Source organism: Arthrobacter sp. D1-29 (genome assembly GCF_054130585.1).
Genome location: NZ_CP096383.1, coordinates 4,661,479 through 4,680,561, shown reverse-complemented (window position 1 = coordinate 4,680,561; position 19,083 = coordinate 4,661,479). Strand labels below are relative to the sequence as shown.

Genomic DNA, 19,083 nt, shown 5'->3' with positions numbered 1-19,083 from the left:
GTCAATGAGCGGGTTGGGCAGGAAATTTACGACGGCGGCTGCCGTGCTGGCGCTGGCGGCGGGGCTGAGCGGGTGCAGCCTCTTTCCTTCGCCGCCGCCTCCGTTGCCGCCCAGTCCCACGTCCCTGGTAGCGCCCGCCTGCCCCTTCCTGGGTGAGGAGGACGTGGTCCCGGTCCGGATCCCCAGAGGCACCCCGAAAGAAGCCATAGGCGGGGTGCTGAACTCCTATGAAGCGTGGCTCAACGCCGGCTCGGAGGTTCTGACCTCGTGGACGGCGGCCGGAGTTGTGCCCGAGAAGTGCATCGATGAGCTGGCGGGCCGCAACGCGGAGGCTTACGCCACCACCATTTTCACCTCGCACTCCGACGTCGCGTGGCAACAGTACTTTAGCGCCGTGGAGGCCATGAATGCCCGGACCCTGCGGTCTGTTGCGACGGACGAACCTGGCCAGGGCGGCCGCGGAACCTTTGAATTGGTGCAGGAGATCGATTCCAGTGCCACGGCCAACGGAACCTTCCTGAAGTTCGACGCCGTGTACCGCCCACGCCCGGGTGGCGACGCTTCAGGAGGTTCCTGGGAGGGGTGGGAGACACGCACCCGATGGTACGTGGAGCTGGTGCCGGCAGGCGACTTCCTGGTGATCAACTACATCGAGCAGACCCCTTCGGCCCCCCAGCCCTGAGTTTTTGTCCATTTGTGGCGACTTCCGCACGGGCAAAGTCGCCACAAATGGACAAAAATTCGGGTGAAAAGTTGGTGACAGGTCTTGTCACTTTAACGTGACAGATGGCATGAGGGGCAGTAAGGTCACGAGTGGGCCCGCCGCACCTGACGGCGGGCCCACCACCTGGTGCCGGCCATGGCTGTCTGCTGAGCCTCGGTTGAGAGGTGTCCCCGGTTCCCGGCGGGGGCAATGGGAGCCTGGTGGGCGGTTCGCTGGGGAACCGCCTACCAGGTTTGTCTTAGGAGCCTTCGGGGCCGGCTCCCCGCGACGCCTAAAAGTTACATTCCGGGCAGGTCAAGGGATTCGTAGACCTGGATGCTGGCCCCCGGCATCATGAGGTGCGGGTGATCCTCCAGCAAGGCCTGCGCGCCGTCCAGAGCCTCGGCCTGGAGAATGCCGTAACCGGCAACGTTGGTAGTGGTTTCGGAGGCTCCCGACGTGGTGATTTCCTTGCCGGCGCCCAACGGATTCCCCAAGTCAACGAGGCCGTCGCCCGCGCGTTCGGCCCACTCCATCCAGGCTTTCATGCCTTCCTGGGCGGCTTCAGGGGAACTCTCGGCCATCTGTGCCTGTGCGGACTGCGGTGCGATGTAAAGAACGACAAATTTCTTCATTTCGGTCCTCGTCTCGAGTGCGCCGGCGGAACAGTGATCCCCGGTCACCTACCGATCCTAGGGTGATCCCCCGGCCGGCGATACAGTGCAAGGGAGGGAATCACGCGGTTCGCTGTGGGCAAACATTGCGCCAAACGAGTGCCTTCCAAAGTTGAGCGTAGTAGACTCAACTTAGCTAAAACGTATCCCCGGAAGGAGCTCCCTTTGGACGTCAAATTCACCACCAAGAGCCAGGAGGCGCTTTCGGCTGCAGCCATGAACGCCTCCACGGCGGGCAATCCGCAGGTGGAACCCGCACACCTGCTCAAGGCGCTGCTGGACCAGCGCGAGGGCGTCGCCGTCGCGCTTCTCCGCGCCACCGGCGCGGATCCGGACGCAGTCAGCGTCCAGGCGAGCAGTGCCATCAAGGCACTTCCGGCAACGTCCGGGAGTTCCACCCAGCAGGCCCAGCTCTCCCGGCCTGCCCTGCAGGCCATCCAAAATGCCAAAAACGAGGCGGACAGGCTGGGCGATACCTTCGTCTCCACCGAAGTCCTGCTGCTGGGACTCTCCGCCGGGAGTGACGCCGTCGGCCGGTTAATGCGCGACGCCGGTGCCTCCCATGAGGCGCTGCTCGCCGCACTGCCGGGTGTCCGTGGGGACCGTAAAGTCACCAGCCCGGACCCGGAAAACACCTTCCAGTCACTGGAGAAGTTCGGGACCGATCTGACCGCCATGGCGCGCTCCGCCAAGCTGGATCCTGTCATCGGCCGCGACAACGAAATCCGCCGGATTATCCAGGTCCTGAGCCGCCGCACCAAGAACAACCCCGTGCTCATTGGTGAGCCCGGCGTTGGCAAGACGGCCGTCGTCGAAGGCCTGGCCCAGAGGATCGTCGCCGGCGACGTCCCGGAGAGCCTGCGGGGCAAGACCCTGATCGCCCTGGACCTCGCATCCATGGTGGCGGGCGCCAAGTACCGGGGCGAGTTCGAGGAGCGGCTGAAGGCTGTCCTGGAGGAGATCAAAAACTCGGAAGGCCAGATTGTCACCTTCATCGACGAGATCCATACCGTCGTCGGTGCGGGCGCCACGGGGGAGTCCTCCATGGACGCCGGCAACATGCTCAAGCCCATGCTGGCGCGCGGTGAGCTGCGCCTCATTGGCGCCACAACGCTGGACGAATACCGCGAAAACATTGAGAAGGATCCGGCGCTTGAACGCCGCTTCCAGCAGGTGTACGTGGGGGAGCCGAGCGTTGATGACACCATCGGCATCCTCCGCGGCCTTAAGGAGCGCTATGAGGCCCACCATAAGGTGACCATTGCCGACGCCGCGCTGGTAGCCGCCGCGACGCTCTCCAACCGCTACATCTCGGGGCGCCAGCTGCCGGACAAGGCGATTGACCTGGTGGACGAGGCAGCGTCCCGGCTGCGGATGGAGATCGACTCCGCCCCGGAGGAAATCGACCAGCTGCGCCGTGCCGTGGACCGGCTGACCATGGAGGAGCTGGCCCTCGAAAACGAGACGGATCCTGCCTCTGTTGAGCGCTTGGCCGCGATCCGGGCGGACAAGGCCGACAAGAACGAGGAACTGGCCGCCCTCAACGCGCGCTGGGAAGCCGAGAAGGCCGGACTTAACCGGGTAGGTGACCTGAAGGCAAAGCTCGATGAGCTGCGCTCCGCCGCTGACAAGGCCCAGCGTGAAGGCGACCTGGAGACCGCCTCGCGGGTCCTCTATGGCGAGATTCCAGCGCTGGAACGCGAGCTGACCGCAGCTGCTGCCGCCGAAGCAGAAGTTACGGACAAGCCTGCCCAGATGGTTGCCGAGCAGGTCACGGCTGACGACATCGCCGAGGTCATCTCCGCCTGGACGGGTATTCCTGCCGGACGCATGCTGCAGGGCGAAAGCCAGAAGCTGCTGCACATGGAGGAGGAGCTGGGGAAGCGGCTGATTGGCCAGTCCAAGGCCGTGGCCGCCGTGTCCGACGCCGTCCGCCGTGCCCGTGCCGGCATCAGCGATCCCAACCGTCCCACCGGCTCCTTCCTGTTCCTGGGGCCAACCGGCGTTGGCAAGACGGAGCTGGCCAAGGCCTTGGCGGACTTCCTCTTCGACGACGAACGCGCCATGGTCAGGATCGACATGTCCGAGTACAGCGAGAAGCACTCCGTTGCACGGCTGGTTGGTGCGCCCCCGGGCTACGTCGGCTACGAGGAGGGCGGCCAGCTGACTGAAGCCGTCCGCCGCCGGCCGTACTCCGTGATCTTGCTGGACGAGGTGGAGAAGGCCCACCCGGAGGTCTTTGACATCCTCCTGCAGGTCCTCGACGACGGCCGGCTCACCGATGGCCAGGGCCGCACCGTGGACTTCCGGAACGTGATCCTGGTGCTGACCTCCAACCTGGGCAGCCAGTTCCTGGTGGACCAGAGCCTGGACGCCCAGGCCAAGCGGAATGCCGTGATGGCCACCGTGAACAATGCCTTCAAACCCGAGTTCCTGAACCGTCTGGACGAGGTGGTGCTCTTCGATGCGCTGTCCGTCGAAGAACTCGCACGGATCGTGGAACTGCAGGTGGCCGAACTCAGCAGGAGGCTCTACGAGCGGCGGCTCACCCTCGAGGTGACCGAAGGAGCCCGCGCCTGGCTGGCCATGTCCGGTTTTGATCCGGCCTACGGTGCCCGGCCCCTGCGCCGGCTGGTCCAGCGCGAGATTGGCGACAGGCTTGCCAAAGCCATCCTGTCCGGAGACATCGTTGACGGCGATACGGTGCTGGTGGACACGTCCGCTGACGTCAACGAACTCACGGTTGAAGGACTGGAGGCCATGGCAACTGCCGGCGCGGGCGGCCCTGGAGGCAGCGGCCTCTCTGTCCGGCGGAAGGGCTAGCGGGGAAGGTGCTCCCGGGGCGGGCCAAGGGAGCACCTCTGCTAAGGCAACACGCTCGCGTTGATGACATTCCCGCCGTCGGCCATGACATAGCAGTCCACACGGCGGTCTCCCGATTCCCAGCTGCTGCTGCTCGGGTAGGCGCGCCGGAAGTTCAAGGTGTAGTCGTCGGCGGCGGGGGCCAGCCGTGCTGCCTGGCAGGCCTCCAGGGCCTTGGCCTGGAGGGCCTCGCTGCCCGGATAGGGGTCGCCTGCCGGATACCGGTAGATCGCCACGAGTTGGGCCGAGTGGCCGGTATCGCAGGCCACCAGCGTTGAGGACAGGGCTTCCGGGTCAAAGTCCTTGAAGCAGTCGCCCAGCCTGTACTCCGCCGGAGGCACGCCTTCGCGCGGGAGCGGAAGTGGGCTCGGCAGCGGGGTGGGGGAAATTTCCACCACGCCGGGGACGTCGTTTTCCGCGGATGGTTGCTGGGCATTGGACGTGAGCCACATGGCAAGCCACACCAGCACTCCTACAACGGCCAGCAGCACCACCGCAAAGGCGGCCCTCAGCAGGATATGCCGGTTGCGCCGGGGTTTCAGGAGGAACTCCTTGAACCGGCCCGGTTTCAGGGCCGGCGGCTTCTTCGGAAAGGGTGCCTCGGGGGCAGGAGCGGGAGGCGCCGCCGTTGGCCCGCGGACTGCTCCTGCCGTCCCTGGCCCTGCCTTTGGGGCCTTCGGCGTTGATCCTGGTGTGGGGGGCGTCTGGGGTGTCTTGTGTGCGGGAGGCGCTGCCGGCGCGTGTGGCACCTTGGCTGGAGGAGCACCAGCGGCTGCGGGAGCGCCAGCGGGCGCGGGTGGCACCTGCGGCTGGCTTGCCGTGGGCGGCGTGGAAGGCTTGGGCGGGAGGCGGCGCTGGCCACTGCCGGCCGGGCTTCCGGAAGGCTTCCCCGGCCCTTCTTCAGATGGGCGTGCAGGGTCGTCCTGGGCGTTCACTGGGAGGCACCTCCTGTGTTCTCTCCGCGTCGAGCAGCCGGTCCGGGGTGCCGGTCTCAGCAGTTGTTAAGTGACTCTACCTAACAAAAAAGCTGGCAACCCCGCGGTTCAACGCGGGAATGGTCCCCAACATGGCCTCTGGGGGTCCCAATCGGGGAGCAGGGGGCGCCGAAAGCATGTAATCTAGGTGTACGACAAATTGACCAAACATTCCGGGGCCTCACCGATAGCCAAGGTGACCACCTCCGGTCCAAGTACAAAAGGGGGTCACGCCATGGGGCGCGGCCGTCAAAAGGCAAAAGCTACCAAGCAGGCTCGGGATATTAAGTACTACTCCCCGAACACTGACTATTCGGCACTTCAGCGTGAGCTGACGGGTCCGGGCAGTCGTGCCACGAGCCATTTCGCGAATGAGCCGGTTGAACCGGACTATTCGGCTTATGTGGATAAGTACGCGGACGATTTGGAAGAAGACGACGACGAGGTAGACACCCGTCGGATCGGCTAGTTGTCGCAAGCCGGTGTTGCTCTAAGGCATCGGCCCAGTGACGCCGCAGTACCCTCGAATGCCGCAGTTTTTTCCGCGTTTAGTTCGACAGTGCAGCGCTTCTTTTTCAGCACCCGGATCCGGATGGAACCGGTGTTGACCTCAGTTATCAGGCCCGTTGCCTGCGCCGGAACTCCGGTGCGGGCGGCGGGCTTTTTGGTGTTGACTGGTGGTGTTGAGGCGCGAACGAACACTTGTGGCCCCTTTCCGGAGGGCGCCAAGTGTCCATTCGCGCGTTGCCGCTGCGGAAGGAACCCATATGCCCCATAACTCGAGTCCACGTTCGTTCCGACATGGCGAACCCTGCTGGGCGGACGTCCAGACGCGCGATGTTGAGGCTGGGAAGGCCTTCTACACTGCAGTGTTTGGGTGGCGGTTCCAGGACCTGCCGACGCCGGATGGCCGCAGCTACTCGCAGGCCTTCCTGGGTGATGACCTGGTGGCAGTGGTGGCACCCCAGAACCCGCAGCAGGAAGCCGCAGGCACACCCGCGCAATGGAACATCTACTTTGCGGCTGCCGATGTCCGCGCGGTGGCCGAGGAGGCGCCTCATGCGGGCGGAGCCGTGCAGTTCGGGCCTGAGACGGTGGGGGACAGCGGCGTGATGGTCTTCGTGGATCCGCCGGGCGGTGGTGCTACGGGCGTTTGGCAGGCCGGAACGCACACCGGCACCGCCCGCTACAACCAGCCCGGCGCCCTGTCCTGGGCGGAACTCCTGACGCCCGAGCCGCAGGCCGCCGTCGGGTTTTTCCAGCAGTTGTTCGGTCACGAGGTCACCGAGTATCCACAGGACGACGGCGGGACGTACACAACGCTGATGGTGGACGATGCGGAGGTGGCGGGGATCGCGGCCACCGAGGAGGCGGCCGGCTGGCAGATCTACTTTGGGGTCTCCGATGTGGCGGAGACTGTGCGGAAGGCAGTGGCAGCGGGAGCCGAGGTGCTGATTGCGCCTGAGGCAGAGGATGAGGAAACACCAGGCGCCACGGCCACCCTCAAGGATCCGCAGGGCGGCGTGTTCAGCCTGCTGGAGGTTTAACCTCTGATTGCCGTGATTGCGGCATACCCAGCCATTGCCGGACCAACGGAGCAAAAGGTGGGGTGATGTCTTCCGTCATAGGTGGCAAAGATTAAACGCATGATTCCCACATGTCAATGATTGATCGTAAGTATGCTTAGTATTAGCGTAATACGTGCTGGGGGTGCCCAATCGGGATAAACACCGAACTAGGAGAACACCATGCACATGAAGAAAACCGGAGCCACAATCGCACTTACGAGCTCTCTCTTACTGGCTGGAGGAGCAATGGCCGGCCCAGCGTCCGCCCAAGTCGAGCAAGCCGGCCTCGTTAATGTCAACATCGGTGACGTCACTGTCCTAGAGGATGTCAGAGTGGCCGTGGCAGCCAACATCGTAGCCAACGTTTGCAACCTACAGGTCAACGCCGTGTTGCTTGCAGCGAATGTTGTGGACACAGGGGGCGACGACTTCACTTGTGTAGCTAGAGGGAATGGCCGCGACATCGTTATCACCCAGGACACTTAACCGGTCAGGGTTTTACGCATAGAGCGTTTCAGCTGCCGCAAAAGTGGGACTCCGGAAGGGGTCCCACTTCCATATTTCCCCATAGACTGAGCTCAGCGCCCCTTGGTCGTGTTTCTCCCTGCTGGCACCCGCGGAACTCATACGACTACCGACGCCAGTGCTGATCCCGGCATACCGCACTCGGGGCAGTCCAACGAAATCTTGCACCAACAGTTGGCCGTTGAAGCTACATCGTGGGGCTTGCTGAGCACCCCCACAAGCGGCTACGCGTAGGCGTTGACCAGGCGGACAGCGCCGCCGTCCACTCCCTTGGCGCCCTGGACATAATCAGGGCCGGACTTGAGGATGGAGTCAGAGTCTGCGGTCACCGTGCCCATGATCCAGGACGGCAGGCCGCGGTCGTTCAGGCGGGCCACGGCGGCATCGGCAGCTTCCGGGGAGACAATGGCCACCATGCCGACGCCCAGGTTCAGCGTGCGCTCCAGGTCTGCCAGCGGGACGTTGCCCAGCTCGGATACCAGCTTGAAGATGGCAGGCAGTTCCCAGGTGGCGCGGTCCACGGTGGCCACCAGCCCCTGGGGAAGCACGCGTGCCAGGTTGGCTGCCAGGCCGCCGCCGGTGACGTGGCTGAAGCCGTGCACGGCAGCGCCCGAGCCGCCGGTCACTGGGAAGGTGCGGGCCAGGTCAAGGCAGTCGGCGGCGTAGACGCGGGTGGGCTCCAGCAGTTCTTCGCCCAGCGTGCGGCCGAGCTCGGAAACCTGGCGGTCCAGGGCCCAGCCGGCGTGGTTGATGACCCGGCGGACCAAGGAGTAGCCATTGGAGTGCAGGCCGGACGAGGCCATGCCGATCACAACGTCACCCGCGCGGACACGGTCCGGGCCCAGCAGGGCGTCAGCCTCTACAACGCCGGTGGCGGCGCCCGCGACGTCGTATTCGTGCTCGCCCAGCAGGCCAGGGTGCTCGGCGGTCTCGCCGCCCACCAGGGCGGTGCCGGCAACGGAGCAGGCCGCTGCGATGCCGCGGACAATGTCAGCGATGCGCTCCGGGACAACCTTGCCGCAGGCGATGTAGTCGGTCATGTAGAGCGGCTCGGCGCCAACCACCACGATGTCGTCAACCACCATGCCCACCAGGTCAAACCCGATGGTGTCGTGGATGTCCATGGCCTGCGCAATGGCAACCTTGGTACCCACGCCGTCGGTGGATGTGGCCAGGAGCGGGCGCTTGTAGGTCAGCAGCCTGGAGACGTCGTACAGTCCGGCGAAGCCGCCCACGCCACCGATCACGGATGAGTTGTGGGTGGCCTTGACGGCGCCCTTCATCAGCTCAACGGCACGGTCGCCGGCTTCAACGTCAACGCCGGCGGAGGCATAGGTGATGCCGCCGGCCTGGTTGGAGAGGTTGCCGGCGGCGGGGGTTGCGGAAGTCATATTGACTCTTTCTTGTCAGCGCCGATGGTGGCTACGTGTACGTCTGGAACAAGGTCTGCCTCGGTCAGCAGGTTCTCGAACTCGGAGTCCGGTCCGGGGTCGCAGCCGGTGGCCCCCCGCTTCTCGGCGGGATCCTCGCCGTCGCCGACGGCGGGCACCAGCAGGGCCGCCGTTTCGCCCGGCAGCGCAGAGGGCGACGGCGGGAGCCCGCCAAGGTCTTTGCGCTCCAGCAGATTCTTGCCCAGTTTGTCCGAGCCCGGCAGCTCGATGGGGTACTTGCCCGTGAAGCACGCGGTGCAGAGCCGTTCGCGCGGCTGCTGGGTGGCGCCGATCATGCCGTCTTCCGAGATGTAGGCCAGGGAATCGGCGCCGATGGCCTGGGAGATTTCCTCAATGGTGGCGCCGTTGGCGATCAGTTCGGCGCGGGACGCGAAGTCGATGCCGTAGAAGCAGGGCCACTGCACCGGCGGGGAGGAGATCTTGACGTGGACTGCTGCCGCGCCGGCCTCGCGGAGCATCCGGACGATCGCCCGCTGGGTGTTGCCGCGGACGATGGAGTCGTCCACCACCACCACGCGCTTGCCGCGGATGACGGATTCCAAGGCGTTCAGCTTCAGCCGGATGCCCAGCTGGCGGAGCGTCTGGGAGGGCTGGATGAAGGTGCGGCCCACGTAGGAGTTCTTGACGAAGCCGTGTGCAAACGGGATGCCGGATTCCTCGGCGTAGCCCACGGCGGCCGGCGTTCCCGATTCCGGGACGGGAATGACAATGTCCGCAACCTGGGTGTTTTCGCGGGCGAGCTGGCGGCCCATCTCTACCCGGGACTCGTAGACGGAGCGGCCGGCGATGGCGGCGTCCGGACGGGCCAGGTAAACGTACTCGAAAACGCAACCCGCCGGCGTCGGCTCCGCGAAGCGCTGGGAGCGCACGCCGTCCTCGTCGATGGCGATGAATTCGCCGGGTTCGATTTCACGGATGAAGCTGGCGCCCACGGTGGCAAGGGCGGACTGCTCGGAGGCAACCACCCAGCCGCGTTCCAGCCGGCCCAGGACCAGCGGACGGATGCCGTAGGTGTCGCGGGCGGCGTAGAGGGTGCCCTCGTCCATAAAGACGAAGCAGAAGCCGCCCTTGATCTTGGGCAGCAGCTCGATGGCGGTCTGTTCGAGGGTCTTGCCCTCCTCGCCTTCGAGCAAGGCCGTGACCAGGGCTGTGTCCGAGGTGTTGCCCTGCTTCATTTCGCCGCTGAGCTGGCCGCCGTTGCGCTCCATGATCATGGCGTTGAGCTCGGCCGTGTTGGTCAGGTTGCCGTTGTGCGCCAGCGCCACCGTGCCGGTGCTGGTGGCGCCGAGCGTGGGCTGGGCGTTGGCCCAGTGGCTGGCTCCGGTGGTGGAGTAGCGGCAGTGTCCCACCGCCAGGTGCCCGGTCAGGGTGTTCAGCGTGGTCTCGTCGAAGACCTGGGAAACGAGTCCCATGTCCTTGTAGACGTTGATCCGCTTGCCGTCGCTGGTGGCAATACCAGCCGACTCCTGACCGCGGTGCTGCAGTGCATACAGCCCGTAGTAGGTGAGTTTTGCTACTTCTTCACCTGGTGCCCAGACCCCAAAAACGCCGCAAGCGTCCTGAGGGCCTTTTTCGCCAGGGAGAAGATCATGAGAAAGTTTTCCATCGCCGCGTGCCACTGGTCGATTATCTCACGATATGGGGTAAGACTTTTCCGCCCGGTCCTTTGTGACTGCGTGTGATTGCGCTTACGGCTGCGTGCCGTCGTCCGGTTCCGAATCCGGAACAGCCTCCACAACCGCGCGTTGCTGGCGCTTCACACTCCGCCGGTCCAGAATCAGGGCAGCTGCTGCACCCAGGATCGCGCCGAAGGCCCCGAACATCACCAGGAAGAAGCCGAACACCGAGCCCCTGTCGAAGCTTGCGTCGCCCGGCAGCGCGTATGCCACCACGGCCGCAGCGGCGACGCCAACCAGTGCGCCCAGGATCAGGAAGGGTACGTATCTGGGTGCCCGCCGGACGGTTACATCACGGCGTTCAGCGGGGGTTTCTTCAAAAGCCATGCCATCAAGCCTACTGCCCTGGAGTTTTCGTCCAGTTACGGCGACTTTGCCCCGTTCCAACCCGCCGTATCTGGACAAAAACTCAGGGGGTTAGCTGCCGCGGTAGGTGGAGTAGGCGAACGGGCTCAGCAGCAGCGGGACGTGGTAGTGCTCGGCGCCGGTCACCTCGAACACCAGGTCCACTTCCGGGAAGAACGTGGTCGTGCCGAGGCCGGCGTAGTAGTCGCCGGTGCCAAAGTTGAGCCGGTAGCGCCCGGGTGACAGCGACTCTGGCCCCAGGTCCTTCGCGCGGCCATCGGCATCGGTGGCCGAACGGGCCAGCTCACGCCAGCTTCCGCCGTCGTGCTGGTAAAGCACGACGGCGACTCCCGCCGCCGGGCGCCCGGCGCCGGTATCCAGGACATGGGTGGTGACATGGGACGGGCTCATTCGTTGATCACTCCTTCAAGCCGCAGCAGGGCTATTTCGCGCAGCTGCTGGGACACGATGGCATCTTCTTCACTGGGGGAGTTGGCCAGGCGGGATTCGAGGGCCGCCAGGATGTCAGGGGCGGTCCTTCCGGCGGCCCGGATCAGGAAGACCCGGCCGAACTTTTCCTCGTAATCACGGTTGCCCTGGGCGAGCGCCTCAGCGAGTCCGGCGTCCGAAGGGTCCACTCCGGCCTGCTCAGAACGGGACATGGAGGCTTCCGCAGTGCTGGCGGTGGGCCGGTCGCCGATTCGCGGGTGGTGGGCCAGGGCGGCTTCCACCTCTGCGGGCGTGAACGGCTCAGCTGCCTGGGAAGCAAACTCCAGGAGGGATGCCTTGGACGGAAAGGGCCGTGCGGCCGTGACCGCCTCCACCCAGCGCCCGATGTCGATGCAGGGCTTAAGGACGTCCCTGGCGCGTGAGGGCTCCACGCTGTTGAATTCGGCAAGCTTCATGCTGCTGTTCCTCATGTGACGTGCTGGCATCCATGGTGACGGCTATGCGGAGGGCCGGTTATCCGGCGGTTTCTATACTTCAGCTAGGAAACCTTCCGCATCATGGAACTGTTATTTCAGCATACGTAATAGTGAAGCCGATGGAGACGAGAGCTGTCAAGGGAATGGGTTTGGCCTGAGACCTCGTCCTGTACCTAATCCTGGGACGTCCGGGACAGGATCCAGGTATTGGTGCCGTCCTGGCGCTCGAACGTCACCGTGGTTACTAGTGCCTGGATCAGCGCGAGCCCGCGGCCGGATTCGGATTCATCGTCAGGCACGCCCGGTTCCATGGGTCCGAACGGCGGTTTGGCATTGAACGCGCTGACTCGGGCCTGGAGGAGCGCCGCCTGCACGCTGATGTCCACCCCCAGCTCAACCGCCGATTCCTTCGCGGGTTCAGCGTGCTGGACGATGTTGGTGGCAGCCTCGATCACCGCGGTTGTGAACGTCATCTGGTCCATGTCCTGGACGAAGGGAGCATCCGCCCAAAGGCCGTCGAGGTGGTCATGGACCGCCTCAATGGCATCTCCGGTGGCCAATCCCCGGAAGCTGCGGCGCGCCAGGATGTCAGTCATTGCTGAACGCCTCCTCCGAGGAAGTGTAGGAGGTCAGCACCCGGTCCATGCTGGTCAGCTCAAGCACCATCTTCACCTGCGGCTGGACAGCGGCGATCCGAAGGTCCCCGCCCGCCTGGCGTGCTGCTTTGAGGCAGCCAATCAGCGCCCCAAGTCCGGAGGAATCCATAAAGGCGGTGTTTTCCAGGTTGACCACAATCCTGTTCGACCCGCCCGCGATGATATCCGTGACGAACTCACGAAGCTTGGGCGCGGACACCATGTTGAGCCGGCCGTCTGCCTTCACCTCCGCATACGAGTCCTTGATTTCGTAGCTAAACTCCACCGGATTTCCTCTCTTCAGGCTCTGCTTGCGGAACGGGTTCAAACCCCTTGTACCGAACGGCCTGGACCAGGACGCTCATCACCGCCAGGTCAAAAATAACCCAGGCAACGTTGACCAGCGTGCCTAGCGGCTCGGCCAGTCCCACGGCGAGCCGCACCAGGCCGACGACGGCGGCCACCGCCAGGAGTGCGGACACCACGATCTGTGGCCGGATCAGGCTCCAGGAGGGACCGCCGCTTTGGCGCGCCTTCGGGGTGACGGCGAACCCCAGGGGGCGTCCGAACCAGACGTTTCGGGCCGCCGTCGAGCAGGCTTTGATCCAGGTGGGAAACAGCGCCAGGCTGTACTGCTGGCCGCGCCAGGTGCTGATCCCGCGTCCGGCCACGGCGAACAGCAGCTGGTTCACCACCATGAAGGGGATGAAGCGGACAAAGAAGTCCGTGCTCAGGCTCGTCACGGGCAGGATACCCAGCAGCAGGTAGATGATGGGGGCGGCGAAGTAGATGACGGCCGCGTATCCGCTGAGGTAGGTCCACATGGTGGCGAAGTACATCAGGCGCTGGCCAAGTTTGAGGCCGCGCTGGACCAGCGGGTTTTCCCGCAGCATCACCTGGATGGTTCCCTGTGCCCAGCGGAGCCGCTGGGTCAGCATGGTCTTGAGATCTTCCGGCGCCAGCCCGTAGGCAAGAATCTCGTGGTGGTAGACACTTTCCCAGCCCATGGAGTGCATGCGCATCGCGGTGGCCATGTCCTCGGTGACGGAGATGGTGGCCAGCGGCATCACCGGCTGTGCCTCGTCATTACGCTCTACCGACAGCGCATCCAGCACTGCCTGCACGGATTCCAGGGCGCCCAGCGGGGACCAGTCGCGGGCTGCCATCCGCTTCACGGCGTCATCGGCCACCACCGGTACCCCGGCTTCGCCAACATGGGCGAGCTCCATGGCGGCGATCTCCTCAAGGTCCGCCTGGAGGGCCGAAACGTCAGCCATCACCAGTGCTTGGACGGCCTGGTCAACCCGGCGGCGGACGCGGTACGTGATTTCGCCCAGCGGCGCCCCCGTGTCCAGCTCCTGCTGGGCCTTCAGCGTGGCGGTCTCTACCTCGTCCAGCACCTGGGCCACCAGCGGCGATTCCATGTCCGCCGATTTCCTGGCCTGCCGGATGGCAGACCGGGAGGCCGCCAGGGCCCGCCGGATGCTCTTTTCGGTCTCCTTGACGTAACCCACCAGGCCCAATTGCATCAGGGCCTCACGGCGCAGGATGGCGTTGGAACCACAGAAGAAGGCCGCATTCCAGCCGTCCTTGCCCTGCTGAATGGGGCCGTAAAACAGGGGAGCCTGGCTGCCCAGGGGGTCTGAGGGAGGAACGTTGCTGAAGTACTGCGGCGTCTGGACCAGCGCCACGCGGCGGTTGTTGAAGTAGCCCAGGGTTTTTTCCAGGATGTCCGGCTCAGGGATCTGGTCCGCATCCAGGATCAGGAGGAACTCGCCGTGCGTCTGCATCAGCGCGTTGTTTAGGTTGCCTGCCTTGGCGTGCCGGGGCACGTTCGAGGTCCAGTCCTCGCTGCGGGTGACGTACCCCAGACCGTGCTCCTCGGCAAGGGCTTTGAGTTCCGGGCGGGAGCCGTCGTCGAGGATCCAGGTGCTGTGCGGGTGGCGGATCCGTTGGGCGGCCAGGGCTGTGGTCATCACCATATCCAGCGGCTCGTTGTAGGTGGTGATGAAAACGTCCACGGTGGCATCCCCGGGTGCCTCCGGGGCGCCCTTGCGCAGCTTCAGTTTCCACACCGTCATGCCAAACAGCATGACGTCGATGAGGCTGTAGGTTTCTGCAATCACCAGCGGAACCGAGATCCACCACGCGTCCCAGTTCAGCGAGGCTGACCAGCGCCAGGCCACATAATTCAAGCCGAGGACAACCGTCAGTACTACTATCAGCCGGGTCCAGAACCTTGTCATGCTCCGGCTGTCACCGGAAGCCGCCGTACCACCACCACAGTGACGTCATCCTCGGCGGATTCCGCCGGTGCCAGGGACAGGATGGCATCACTGGCGGAGACAGCCGACTCCTGGCCGTGCGTTGCCTGCAGCACTGCCTCCGTGAAAGCATCCACAGAATCAAAGACATCCAGCACGCCGTCACTGACCACCACCAGGGAATCGCCCGGAGCCAGGACCAGTGCGGACTGCGGCCAGATGGAACCGCCCCATGCCCCCACGGGTGGGCCGCCGGAGGCAAGACGGCGGGCCGTCCCGCCGGCGTCCACGTGCAGTGCAAGCCCATGGCCGGCGTCGACATAACTGACGGTGCCGGAAGCGGCATCAAGGCGGGCATGGAACAGGGTCACAAATGAGCTGGACGAATCGAGGTCGGACGCGATCGACGTGCTCGCCGCCCTAAACGCTTCGTCCAGATCCGTCAGGGGACCCATGGAGCGCATGACAGCACGGACAGTGGCAGCGATGAGGGCTGCTCCCATGCCCTTGCCCATCGCATCGGCGAAGGTCAGGTGCAGCCCGTCAGGCGTCCGGTACCAGTCGTAGAAGTCCCCGCCCACGCTGCGGGAGGGGCGGAACATCCCGGCGAGATCGTAACCGTCCACTCTGACGTCCTCCTTGGGCAGCAGGCTCTGCTGCACCTCGGTGGCCCGCGTAAGTTCATCCTGGGCGGCGGGGTCCACCACCGCCGTGGGTTGGCGGCGCCGGAAGAGCGCATTGACCCGGGACTGGAGTTCCCGGGGGCTGAACGGCTTGCTGATGTAGTCATCGGCGCCGTTATCCAGCCCCGTCAGTTTGTCCAGCTCATCCGTCCGCGCCGTGAGCATCACAATAAAGGCGTCCGAAAATTCGCGAAGGAGCTTGCAGACCTCAAGGCCGTCAAGATCGGGCAGGTTCAGGTCCAAAGTGACCAGGTCCGGCTTGGCCCTGCGGACTTCCTCCACGCCGGGCAAGCCAGCAGCGGCCTCAGTGACGTCGAATCCCTGCTTGGTCAGGACCCGCACCAGCAGTCCGCGGATGTCCGGGTCATCCTCAATCACAACGGCACGGCGCGTTTCGGGAAGGTAAGGCATGCTCCTATTAACTACTGTCTTTACAGGCTTGTCACGCCGGGCACGCATCGCGCCGTCAACTGCGACGCATATGACACCTCACGCAACCGATTTTCACAGCGGTGGTTCAGCCCTTTTTTCTCTACGCGTCCTCCCCGGTACGGGCTTCCCCACAGGATTGTCGAAATCCTTGGTCCTCCTTGAGGGGATATTGAGCAACCCTCGGGACACTCGAAGTGAAGGTACAACGACTTAAGGTCGGCTTGTGGAGGACGGTGCAGGAGCATATGCGGAGAATTCAAACCGGGTGGAAGCTGGTGGCCGTTGTGCTGTGGCTTTGGGAACTGGTGGACACGGTGAGGAAACGCCACTATCCCCAGCGAACCTTTCACTACCTGAAGCATTCATGGCGGATCCGTTTGCTTTCGCGTGCCCTCGCCAAAGCCCTGGGGGACTCCAGGGAGGCCTCGAGCTGGCCCGGCGACAGGCTGGCGGTGGGGGTTGAATTCTCGGAGAAAGTCGAGCGGCTCACCCGTCTCGTCAACCGTGAGAACGAAGTCCATGGTCGAGTAGTGGCCCTCCTGAAGTAGCCCCCCCACAGTTTCTCCGGACCGTACCGGCGGGCGGCTCTCACCGAGGCCGCAAAGTACGCTGCGGTGACCCACATACTGTCGGGAACTACGTTCCTCGGCGGCCCTTTCCATGCCACACTTGGGGCAATCGAGCGGCTGGGGATTAGGGGTCAGGAGATTGCCATGCTGCTTATCGGGTGGGGCTATCTGATTGCCGGCCTCATGACGGTGGATGGGCTTCTTTTGGCCCTCTGGCTAATGGACATGGACTGGCCCAGGCGCTGGAAAAAAATAGCACGATTATGGAAGAAAATAGCGCGGCGCTGAGGAAGCGCGGCGTCAGCGCAAGTCCAGGCGCATGAGCACCCGCGGGAATCCGTTGAGCACGGAGTCTGTATCGGCGGCCTTGACGAACCCGGCCCGTTCAAAAAGCTGGCGGGTGCCCACATAGGCCATAGTGAGGTCCACCTTTTCGCCGTTGTTATCCACGGGGTAACCCTCGATGGCAGGCGCGCCGTACGCGCGGGCCATGGCGACGGCGCCCTCCAGCAGGTGATGTGAAATTCCCTTGCCGCGGTGCCCGGGCCGGACCCGGATGCACCACACGGACCAGACGTCGAGTTCATCCACGTGCGGTATTTTGCGGTTGCGGGCAAAACTGGTGTCCGAGCGGGGGTGGACAGCCGCCCAGCCCACCACGTCGCCGCCGTCGTACGCAAGTACGCCGGGTGGCGGATCCTGGGCCACCAGCTCCTTCACCAGGTCGCCGCGGGCCGGGCCCTGCAGCTCCAGGTTCAGCTTGGAAGGGATGCGGTAGCTCAGGCACCAACAGACGTTGGCGTCGGGCCGCTTGGGTCCCACCACCGCCTTCAGGTCCTCAAACTCCGTGGCCGGCCGAATTTCTATCCCCATTCCGCCATCCTGTCATTCGGCGTTGGGCGCCCACAACGCTTACCGGCTGATTCTGTGAGGCTCTGGGTTGAGCTCGTTGGTGTCGTAACCATCGATACGAGCATTGAGGGCGAGGGGTTCAGAAAGTCGTCGGCGTGGATGGTGATCACGGGTCGATTCTGAATCTCGGATGCCAGGTTAGCCGCGAAGAATGTTTTGCCGCTGCCATCCACCCCGTCGACTGCCACTAACCGGCGCCCTGGACCGACAGCACCGAGGATGTCACTTGCCAGTGCTCGCACGAACTTCTTCATGGTGCTAGCTTCCCAGAAGCGGCCTAACCAGCCTCCCACTAGGGGAACGGCTAACGGGACGACCGTGACTTGGTTGTTCGGGCAGAATCACATGGGGCAGCCGCGGATGAGCAGAGTTTGGAGGACTAGGGTGTCGTGTATGCGAACAGACGTGGGAGCTTACGGCTCAGTGGTCCGCCGGAACGACCATCCGTGCCTGATCTAATCCTTTTGAACGGGCCGCCCGGCATTGGTAAGTCAACGCTGGCGAGGATGTTCGTCGATCACCACCCTGGCACATTGAATCTGGACGTCGATCAGGTGCGCTGTCTGATTGGTGGTTAGCAAGAGGATTTCCAAGCAACCGGGGAGATAGTCCGCCCTGTCGCAATCAGCATGGCTGTCGCGCACTTGGCCGCAGGACGGGATGTCATCATGCCTCAGTTCCTCGACGAGGATGACGAGATTGCAGTTTTCCGAGCCGCCGCTAAGGAAACCGGCAGCGGTTCCGAGAGATTGTCATCTTGGACACCAAAGAGCGTTCCATCGAGCGGTTCAACGGCCGTGGCATGGGGGAGGATGTTCCCTGGCACGAGCAGATCAAGGCAATCGTGGAGCAAGGCGGCGGTTCGCGACTACTGGGGACCCTGTACGACGATCTGGCCCGCGGGCTTCACACGCGACCGTCCGCTTCTGTCATCCGCAGTACCCATGGAGCCATCGAAGAGACCTACGCGAACTTGATACGTGCGCTTGCGCCAGATCGAGCCAAGCCGCCGTCATAGCGGGGGCCATCCTGGAAGTTGTCCAGAATATGTCCCGCTGAGCGATCCTTCACCGGGCGATGGATAGGGCCGACCCTGCCGTGTTACCGGACTACGCTGCGAACTGTGCATCGCAGATCAAACAGAACAAGCGTTCTGAAGCTTTGGGGACCTTAAGTGGCTCCTGGGGTGGCAGGGCGGCTCGGCTATCACCATATCGTCGGGCTCGATAAGTGGATCCGGTGTTCGACGGGGGAGAGGACGCCTTACCTGGTGACGGTTGCGGCAGCACTTTCGAGGAGGCCTGTGTCGTACAGAACGCGGTGGCCATCGCTGAGGACTCGACGCGTTCCTTCGTCTAAGGGCGTATCAGCCCAGCTGGAGGGAGCGATGCCCAATTCCACGATCAATCCTGATGCCAACCGAAATCTTCTTTCGCGTACTGGCCCCCATACCTCCGAGCGGATGAGACGCGCCCCAGGATGGAGTTGTTCGAACCATCGCGCGTCTTCAAGGCTTCTGGGAGTGTCGCTTAGCACCACTAAATCGACATCGCTGGCCATTCGCTCGGCTCCTCGGGCGTAGGACCCCACGAGAGCAACAGCTCTCACTTTGTCTTCCTGCTTCGCCCAGGTAGCCACGTCACTGATGATCTGCTGGGCAGCTCGACGGCGACCCTTTAGTCTTGCTGTCATAAGAGGGATGCTATCCCTGAAAATTCGTTAGAGCGCCGTAAGGGGATTCGTTACGAAGGGCTTCGTCCACCAGCGGGTGATGCAGAGGATGCCTGGCATTCCCCCCCGACTACCTCACCCGGTCAGATATTCGGGAACGGCCCGAACGAACGACCTGCCCTCTCACAACCCCAGGGTTCGAGGACCAGCTCC

Annotated in this window: 21 protein-coding genes; 8 read left to right on the top strand and 13 right to left on the bottom strand. The window is 64.0% G+C overall.

Annotation, left to right across the window (positions count from 1 at the left end; all coding sequences use genetic code 11):
• Positions 1–4 precede the first annotated feature (4 nt).
• The gene (locus M1E17_RS21295; RefSeq protein WP_457963978.1) at positions 5–682 is read left to right on the top strand and encodes a hypothetical protein; all 678 of its coding nucleotides are present in this window, start codon (positions 5–7) and stop codon (positions 680–682) included.
• 320 nt (positions 683–1,002) lie between these two features.
• On the opposite strand, the gene M1E17_RS21290 is transcribed toward M1E17_RS21295, so the two are convergent.
• Positions 1,003–1,338 (bottom strand): hypothetical protein, encoded by a 336-nt coding sequence (locus M1E17_RS21290; protein ID WP_457963977.1) that lies wholly within the window; start codon positions 1,336–1,338, stop codon positions 1,003–1,005.
• 204 nt (positions 1,339–1,542) lie between these two features.
• Between M1E17_RS21290 and clpB the strand changes: the two genes are divergently transcribed.
• Positions 1,543–4,200, top strand: coding sequence for an ATP-dependent chaperone ClpB (gene clpB / locus M1E17_RS21285; protein WP_457963976.1), 2,658 nt, complete (start codon positions 1,543–1,545; stop codon positions 4,198–4,200).
• 41 nt (positions 4,201–4,241) lie between these two features.
• On the opposite strand, the gene M1E17_RS21280 is transcribed toward clpB, so the two are convergent.
• Positions 4,242–5,174, bottom strand: coding sequence for a septum formation family protein (locus M1E17_RS21280; RefSeq protein WP_457963975.1), 933 nt, complete (start codon positions 5,172–5,174; stop codon positions 4,242–4,244).
• A gap of 274 nt (positions 5,175–5,448) precedes the next feature.
• On the opposite strand from M1E17_RS21280, the gene M1E17_RS21275 reads away from it, so the two are divergent.
• From M1E17_RS21275 to M1E17_RS21265, 3 genes are all read left to right on the top strand, one after another.
• Entirely contained in the window at positions 5,449–5,682 is a 234-nt protein-coding gene (locus M1E17_RS21275; RefSeq protein ID WP_267279321.1) for a DUF3073 domain-containing protein, read from the top strand.
• A gap of 298 nt (positions 5,683–5,980) precedes the next feature.
• Positions 5,981–6,760, top strand: a complete 780-nt coding sequence (locus tag M1E17_RS21270; protein ID WP_457963974.1) for a VOC family protein — start codon at positions 5,981–5,983, stop codon at positions 6,758–6,760.
• A gap of 201 nt (positions 6,761–6,961) precedes the next feature.
• Positions 6,962–7,267: a hypothetical protein gene (locus M1E17_RS21265; protein ID WP_457963973.1), complete on the top strand. Its 306-nt coding sequence runs from the start codon at positions 6,962–6,964 to the stop codon at positions 7,265–7,267.
• A gap of 263 nt (positions 7,268–7,530) precedes the next feature.
• On the opposite strand, the gene purM is transcribed toward M1E17_RS21265, so the two are convergent.
• From purM to M1E17_RS21220, 9 genes are all read right to left on the bottom strand, one after another.
• Positions 7,531–8,697, bottom strand: coding sequence for a phosphoribosylformylglycinamidine cyclo-ligase (gene purM, locus M1E17_RS21260; RefSeq protein WP_457963972.1), 1,167 nt, complete (start codon positions 8,695–8,697; stop codon positions 7,531–7,533).
• Complete coding sequence (gene purF, locus M1E17_RS21255; protein WP_457963970.1) at positions 8,694–10,376, bottom strand: amidophosphoribosyltransferase; 1,683 nt, start codon at positions 10,374–10,376, stop codon at positions 8,694–8,696. The genes purM and purF overlap by 4 nt, the downstream gene beginning before the upstream one ends.
• Before the next feature lie 69 nt (positions 10,377–10,445).
• Positions 10,446–10,760, bottom strand: coding sequence for a hypothetical protein (locus M1E17_RS21250; RefSeq protein WP_457963969.1), 315 nt, complete (start codon positions 10,758–10,760; stop codon positions 10,446–10,448).
• 90 nt (positions 10,761–10,850) lie between these two features.
• Positions 10,851–11,189 (bottom strand): hydroxyisourate hydrolase, encoded by a 339-nt coding sequence (uraH, locus tag M1E17_RS21245; RefSeq protein ID WP_457963967.1) that lies wholly within the window; start codon positions 11,187–11,189, stop codon positions 10,851–10,853.
• On the bottom strand, positions 11,186–11,683 hold the full coding sequence (gene uraD, locus M1E17_RS21240; protein WP_457963965.1) for a 2-oxo-4-hydroxy-4-carboxy-5-ureidoimidazoline decarboxylase: 498 nt from the start codon (positions 11,681–11,683) through the stop codon (positions 11,186–11,188). Before uraD ends, uraH begins: the two co-directional genes overlap by 4 nt.
• A gap of 194 nt (positions 11,684–11,877) precedes the next feature.
• Entirely contained in the window at positions 11,878–12,300 is a 423-nt protein-coding gene (locus tag M1E17_RS21235) for an ATP-binding protein (RefSeq protein WP_457963963.1), read from the bottom strand.
• Entirely contained in the window at positions 12,293–12,625 is a 333-nt protein-coding gene (locus tag M1E17_RS21230) for an STAS domain-containing protein (RefSeq protein ID WP_457963961.1), read from the bottom strand. Before M1E17_RS21230 ends, M1E17_RS21235 begins: the two co-directional genes overlap by 8 nt.
• A complete protein-coding gene (locus tag M1E17_RS21225) occupies positions 12,615–14,585 on the bottom strand; it encodes a glycosyltransferase (protein WP_457963959.1) in 1,971 nt (656 codons plus the stop codon). The genes M1E17_RS21230 and M1E17_RS21225 overlap by 11 nt, the downstream gene beginning before the upstream one ends.
• Complete coding sequence (locus tag M1E17_RS21220; protein WP_457963957.1) at positions 14,582–15,697, bottom strand: PP2C family protein-serine/threonine phosphatase; 1,116 nt, start codon at positions 15,695–15,697, stop codon at positions 14,582–14,584. The genes M1E17_RS21225 and M1E17_RS21220 overlap by 4 nt, the downstream gene beginning before the upstream one ends.
• Positions 15,698–15,963: 266 nt before the next feature.
• On the opposite strand from M1E17_RS21220, the gene M1E17_RS21215 reads away from it, so the two are divergent.
• On the top strand, positions 15,964–16,266 hold the full coding sequence (locus M1E17_RS21215; RefSeq protein ID WP_457963955.1) for a hypothetical protein: 303 nt from the start codon (positions 15,964–15,966) through the stop codon (positions 16,264–16,266).
• 321 nt (positions 16,267–16,587) lie between these two features.
• On the opposite strand, the gene M1E17_RS21210 is transcribed toward M1E17_RS21215, so the two are convergent.
• Positions 16,588–17,160 carry an N-acetyltransferase family protein gene (locus M1E17_RS21210; RefSeq protein WP_457963953.1) on the bottom strand — a complete coding sequence of 191 codons (573 nt, stop codon included), beginning with the start codon at positions 17,158–17,160 and terminating at the stop codon, positions 16,588–16,590.
• 428 nt (positions 17,161–17,588) lie between these two features.
• Here M1E17_RS21210 and M1E17_RS21205 point away from each other — a divergent pair, with 428 nt between their 5' ends.
• Complete coding sequence (locus M1E17_RS21205; RefSeq protein WP_457963952.1) at positions 17,589–17,777, top strand: zeta toxin family protein; 189 nt, start codon at positions 17,589–17,591, stop codon at positions 17,775–17,777.
• 179 nt (positions 17,778–17,956) lie between these two features.
• Complete coding sequence (locus M1E17_RS21200; protein ID WP_457963950.1) at positions 17,957–18,217, top strand: hypothetical protein; 261 nt, start codon at positions 17,957–17,959, stop codon at positions 18,215–18,217.
• Positions 18,218–18,462: 245 nt separating this feature from the next.
• On the opposite strand, the gene M1E17_RS21195 is transcribed toward M1E17_RS21200, so the two are convergent.
• Entirely contained in the window at positions 18,463–18,891 is a 429-nt protein-coding gene (locus M1E17_RS21195) for a nucleotidyltransferase family protein (RefSeq protein WP_457963949.1), read from the bottom strand.
• Between the last annotated feature and the right edge of the window lie 192 nt (positions 18,892–19,083).

Coding starts and splice junctions, on each gene's coding strand:
- M1E17_RS21290 (WP_457963977.1), bottom strand. CDS start 1,338: ATGAAGAAATTTGTCGTTCTTTACATCGCACCGCAGTCCGCACAGGCA.
- uraD (WP_457963965.1), bottom strand. CDS start 11,683: ATGAAGCTTGCCGAATTCAACAGCGTGGAGCCCTCACGCGCCAGGGAC.
- M1E17_RS21215 (WP_457963955.1), top strand. CDS start 15,964: ATGCGGAGAATTCAAACCGGGTGGAAGCTGGTGGCCGTTGTGCTGTGG.
- M1E17_RS21225 (WP_457963959.1), bottom strand. CDS start 14,585: ATGACAAGGTTCTGGACCCGGCTGATAGTAGTACTGACGGTTGTCCTC.
- M1E17_RS21235 (WP_457963963.1), bottom strand. CDS start 12,300: ATGACTGACATCCTGGCGCGCCGCAGCTTCCGGGGATTGGCCACCGGA.
- M1E17_RS21210 (WP_457963953.1), bottom strand. CDS start 17,160: ATGGGGATAGAAATTCGGCCGGCCACGGAGTTTGAGGACCTGAAGGCG.
- M1E17_RS21250 (WP_457963969.1), bottom strand. CDS start 10,760: ATGGCTTTTGAAGAAACCCCCGCTGAACGCCGTGATGTAACCGTCCGG.
- M1E17_RS21220 (WP_457963957.1), bottom strand. CDS start 15,697: ATGCCTTACCTTCCCGAAACGCGCCGTGCCGTTGTGATTGAGGATGAC.
- M1E17_RS21295 (WP_457963978.1), top strand. CDS start 5: ATGAGCGGGTTGGGCAGGAAATTTACGACGGCGGCTGCCGTGCTGGCG.
- M1E17_RS21195 (WP_457963949.1), bottom strand. CDS start 18,891: ATGACAGCAAGACTAAAGGGTCGCCGTCGAGCTGCCCAGCAGATCATC.
- M1E17_RS21270 (WP_457963974.1), top strand. CDS start 5,981: ATGCCCCATAACTCGAGTCCACGTTCGTTCCGACATGGCGAACCCTGC.
- M1E17_RS21275 (WP_267279321.1), top strand. CDS start 5,449: ATGGGGCGCGGCCGTCAAAAGGCAAAAGCTACCAAGCAGGCTCGGGAT.
- M1E17_RS21265 (WP_457963973.1), top strand. CDS start 6,962: ATGCACATGAAGAAAACCGGAGCCACAATCGCACTTACGAGCTCTCTC.
- purM (WP_457963972.1), bottom strand. CDS start 8,697: ATGACTTCCGCAACCCCCGCCGCCGGCAACCTCTCCAACCAGGCCGGC.
- uraH (WP_457963967.1), bottom strand. CDS start 11,189: ATGAGCCCGTCCCATGTCACCACCCATGTCCTGGATACCGGCGCCGGG.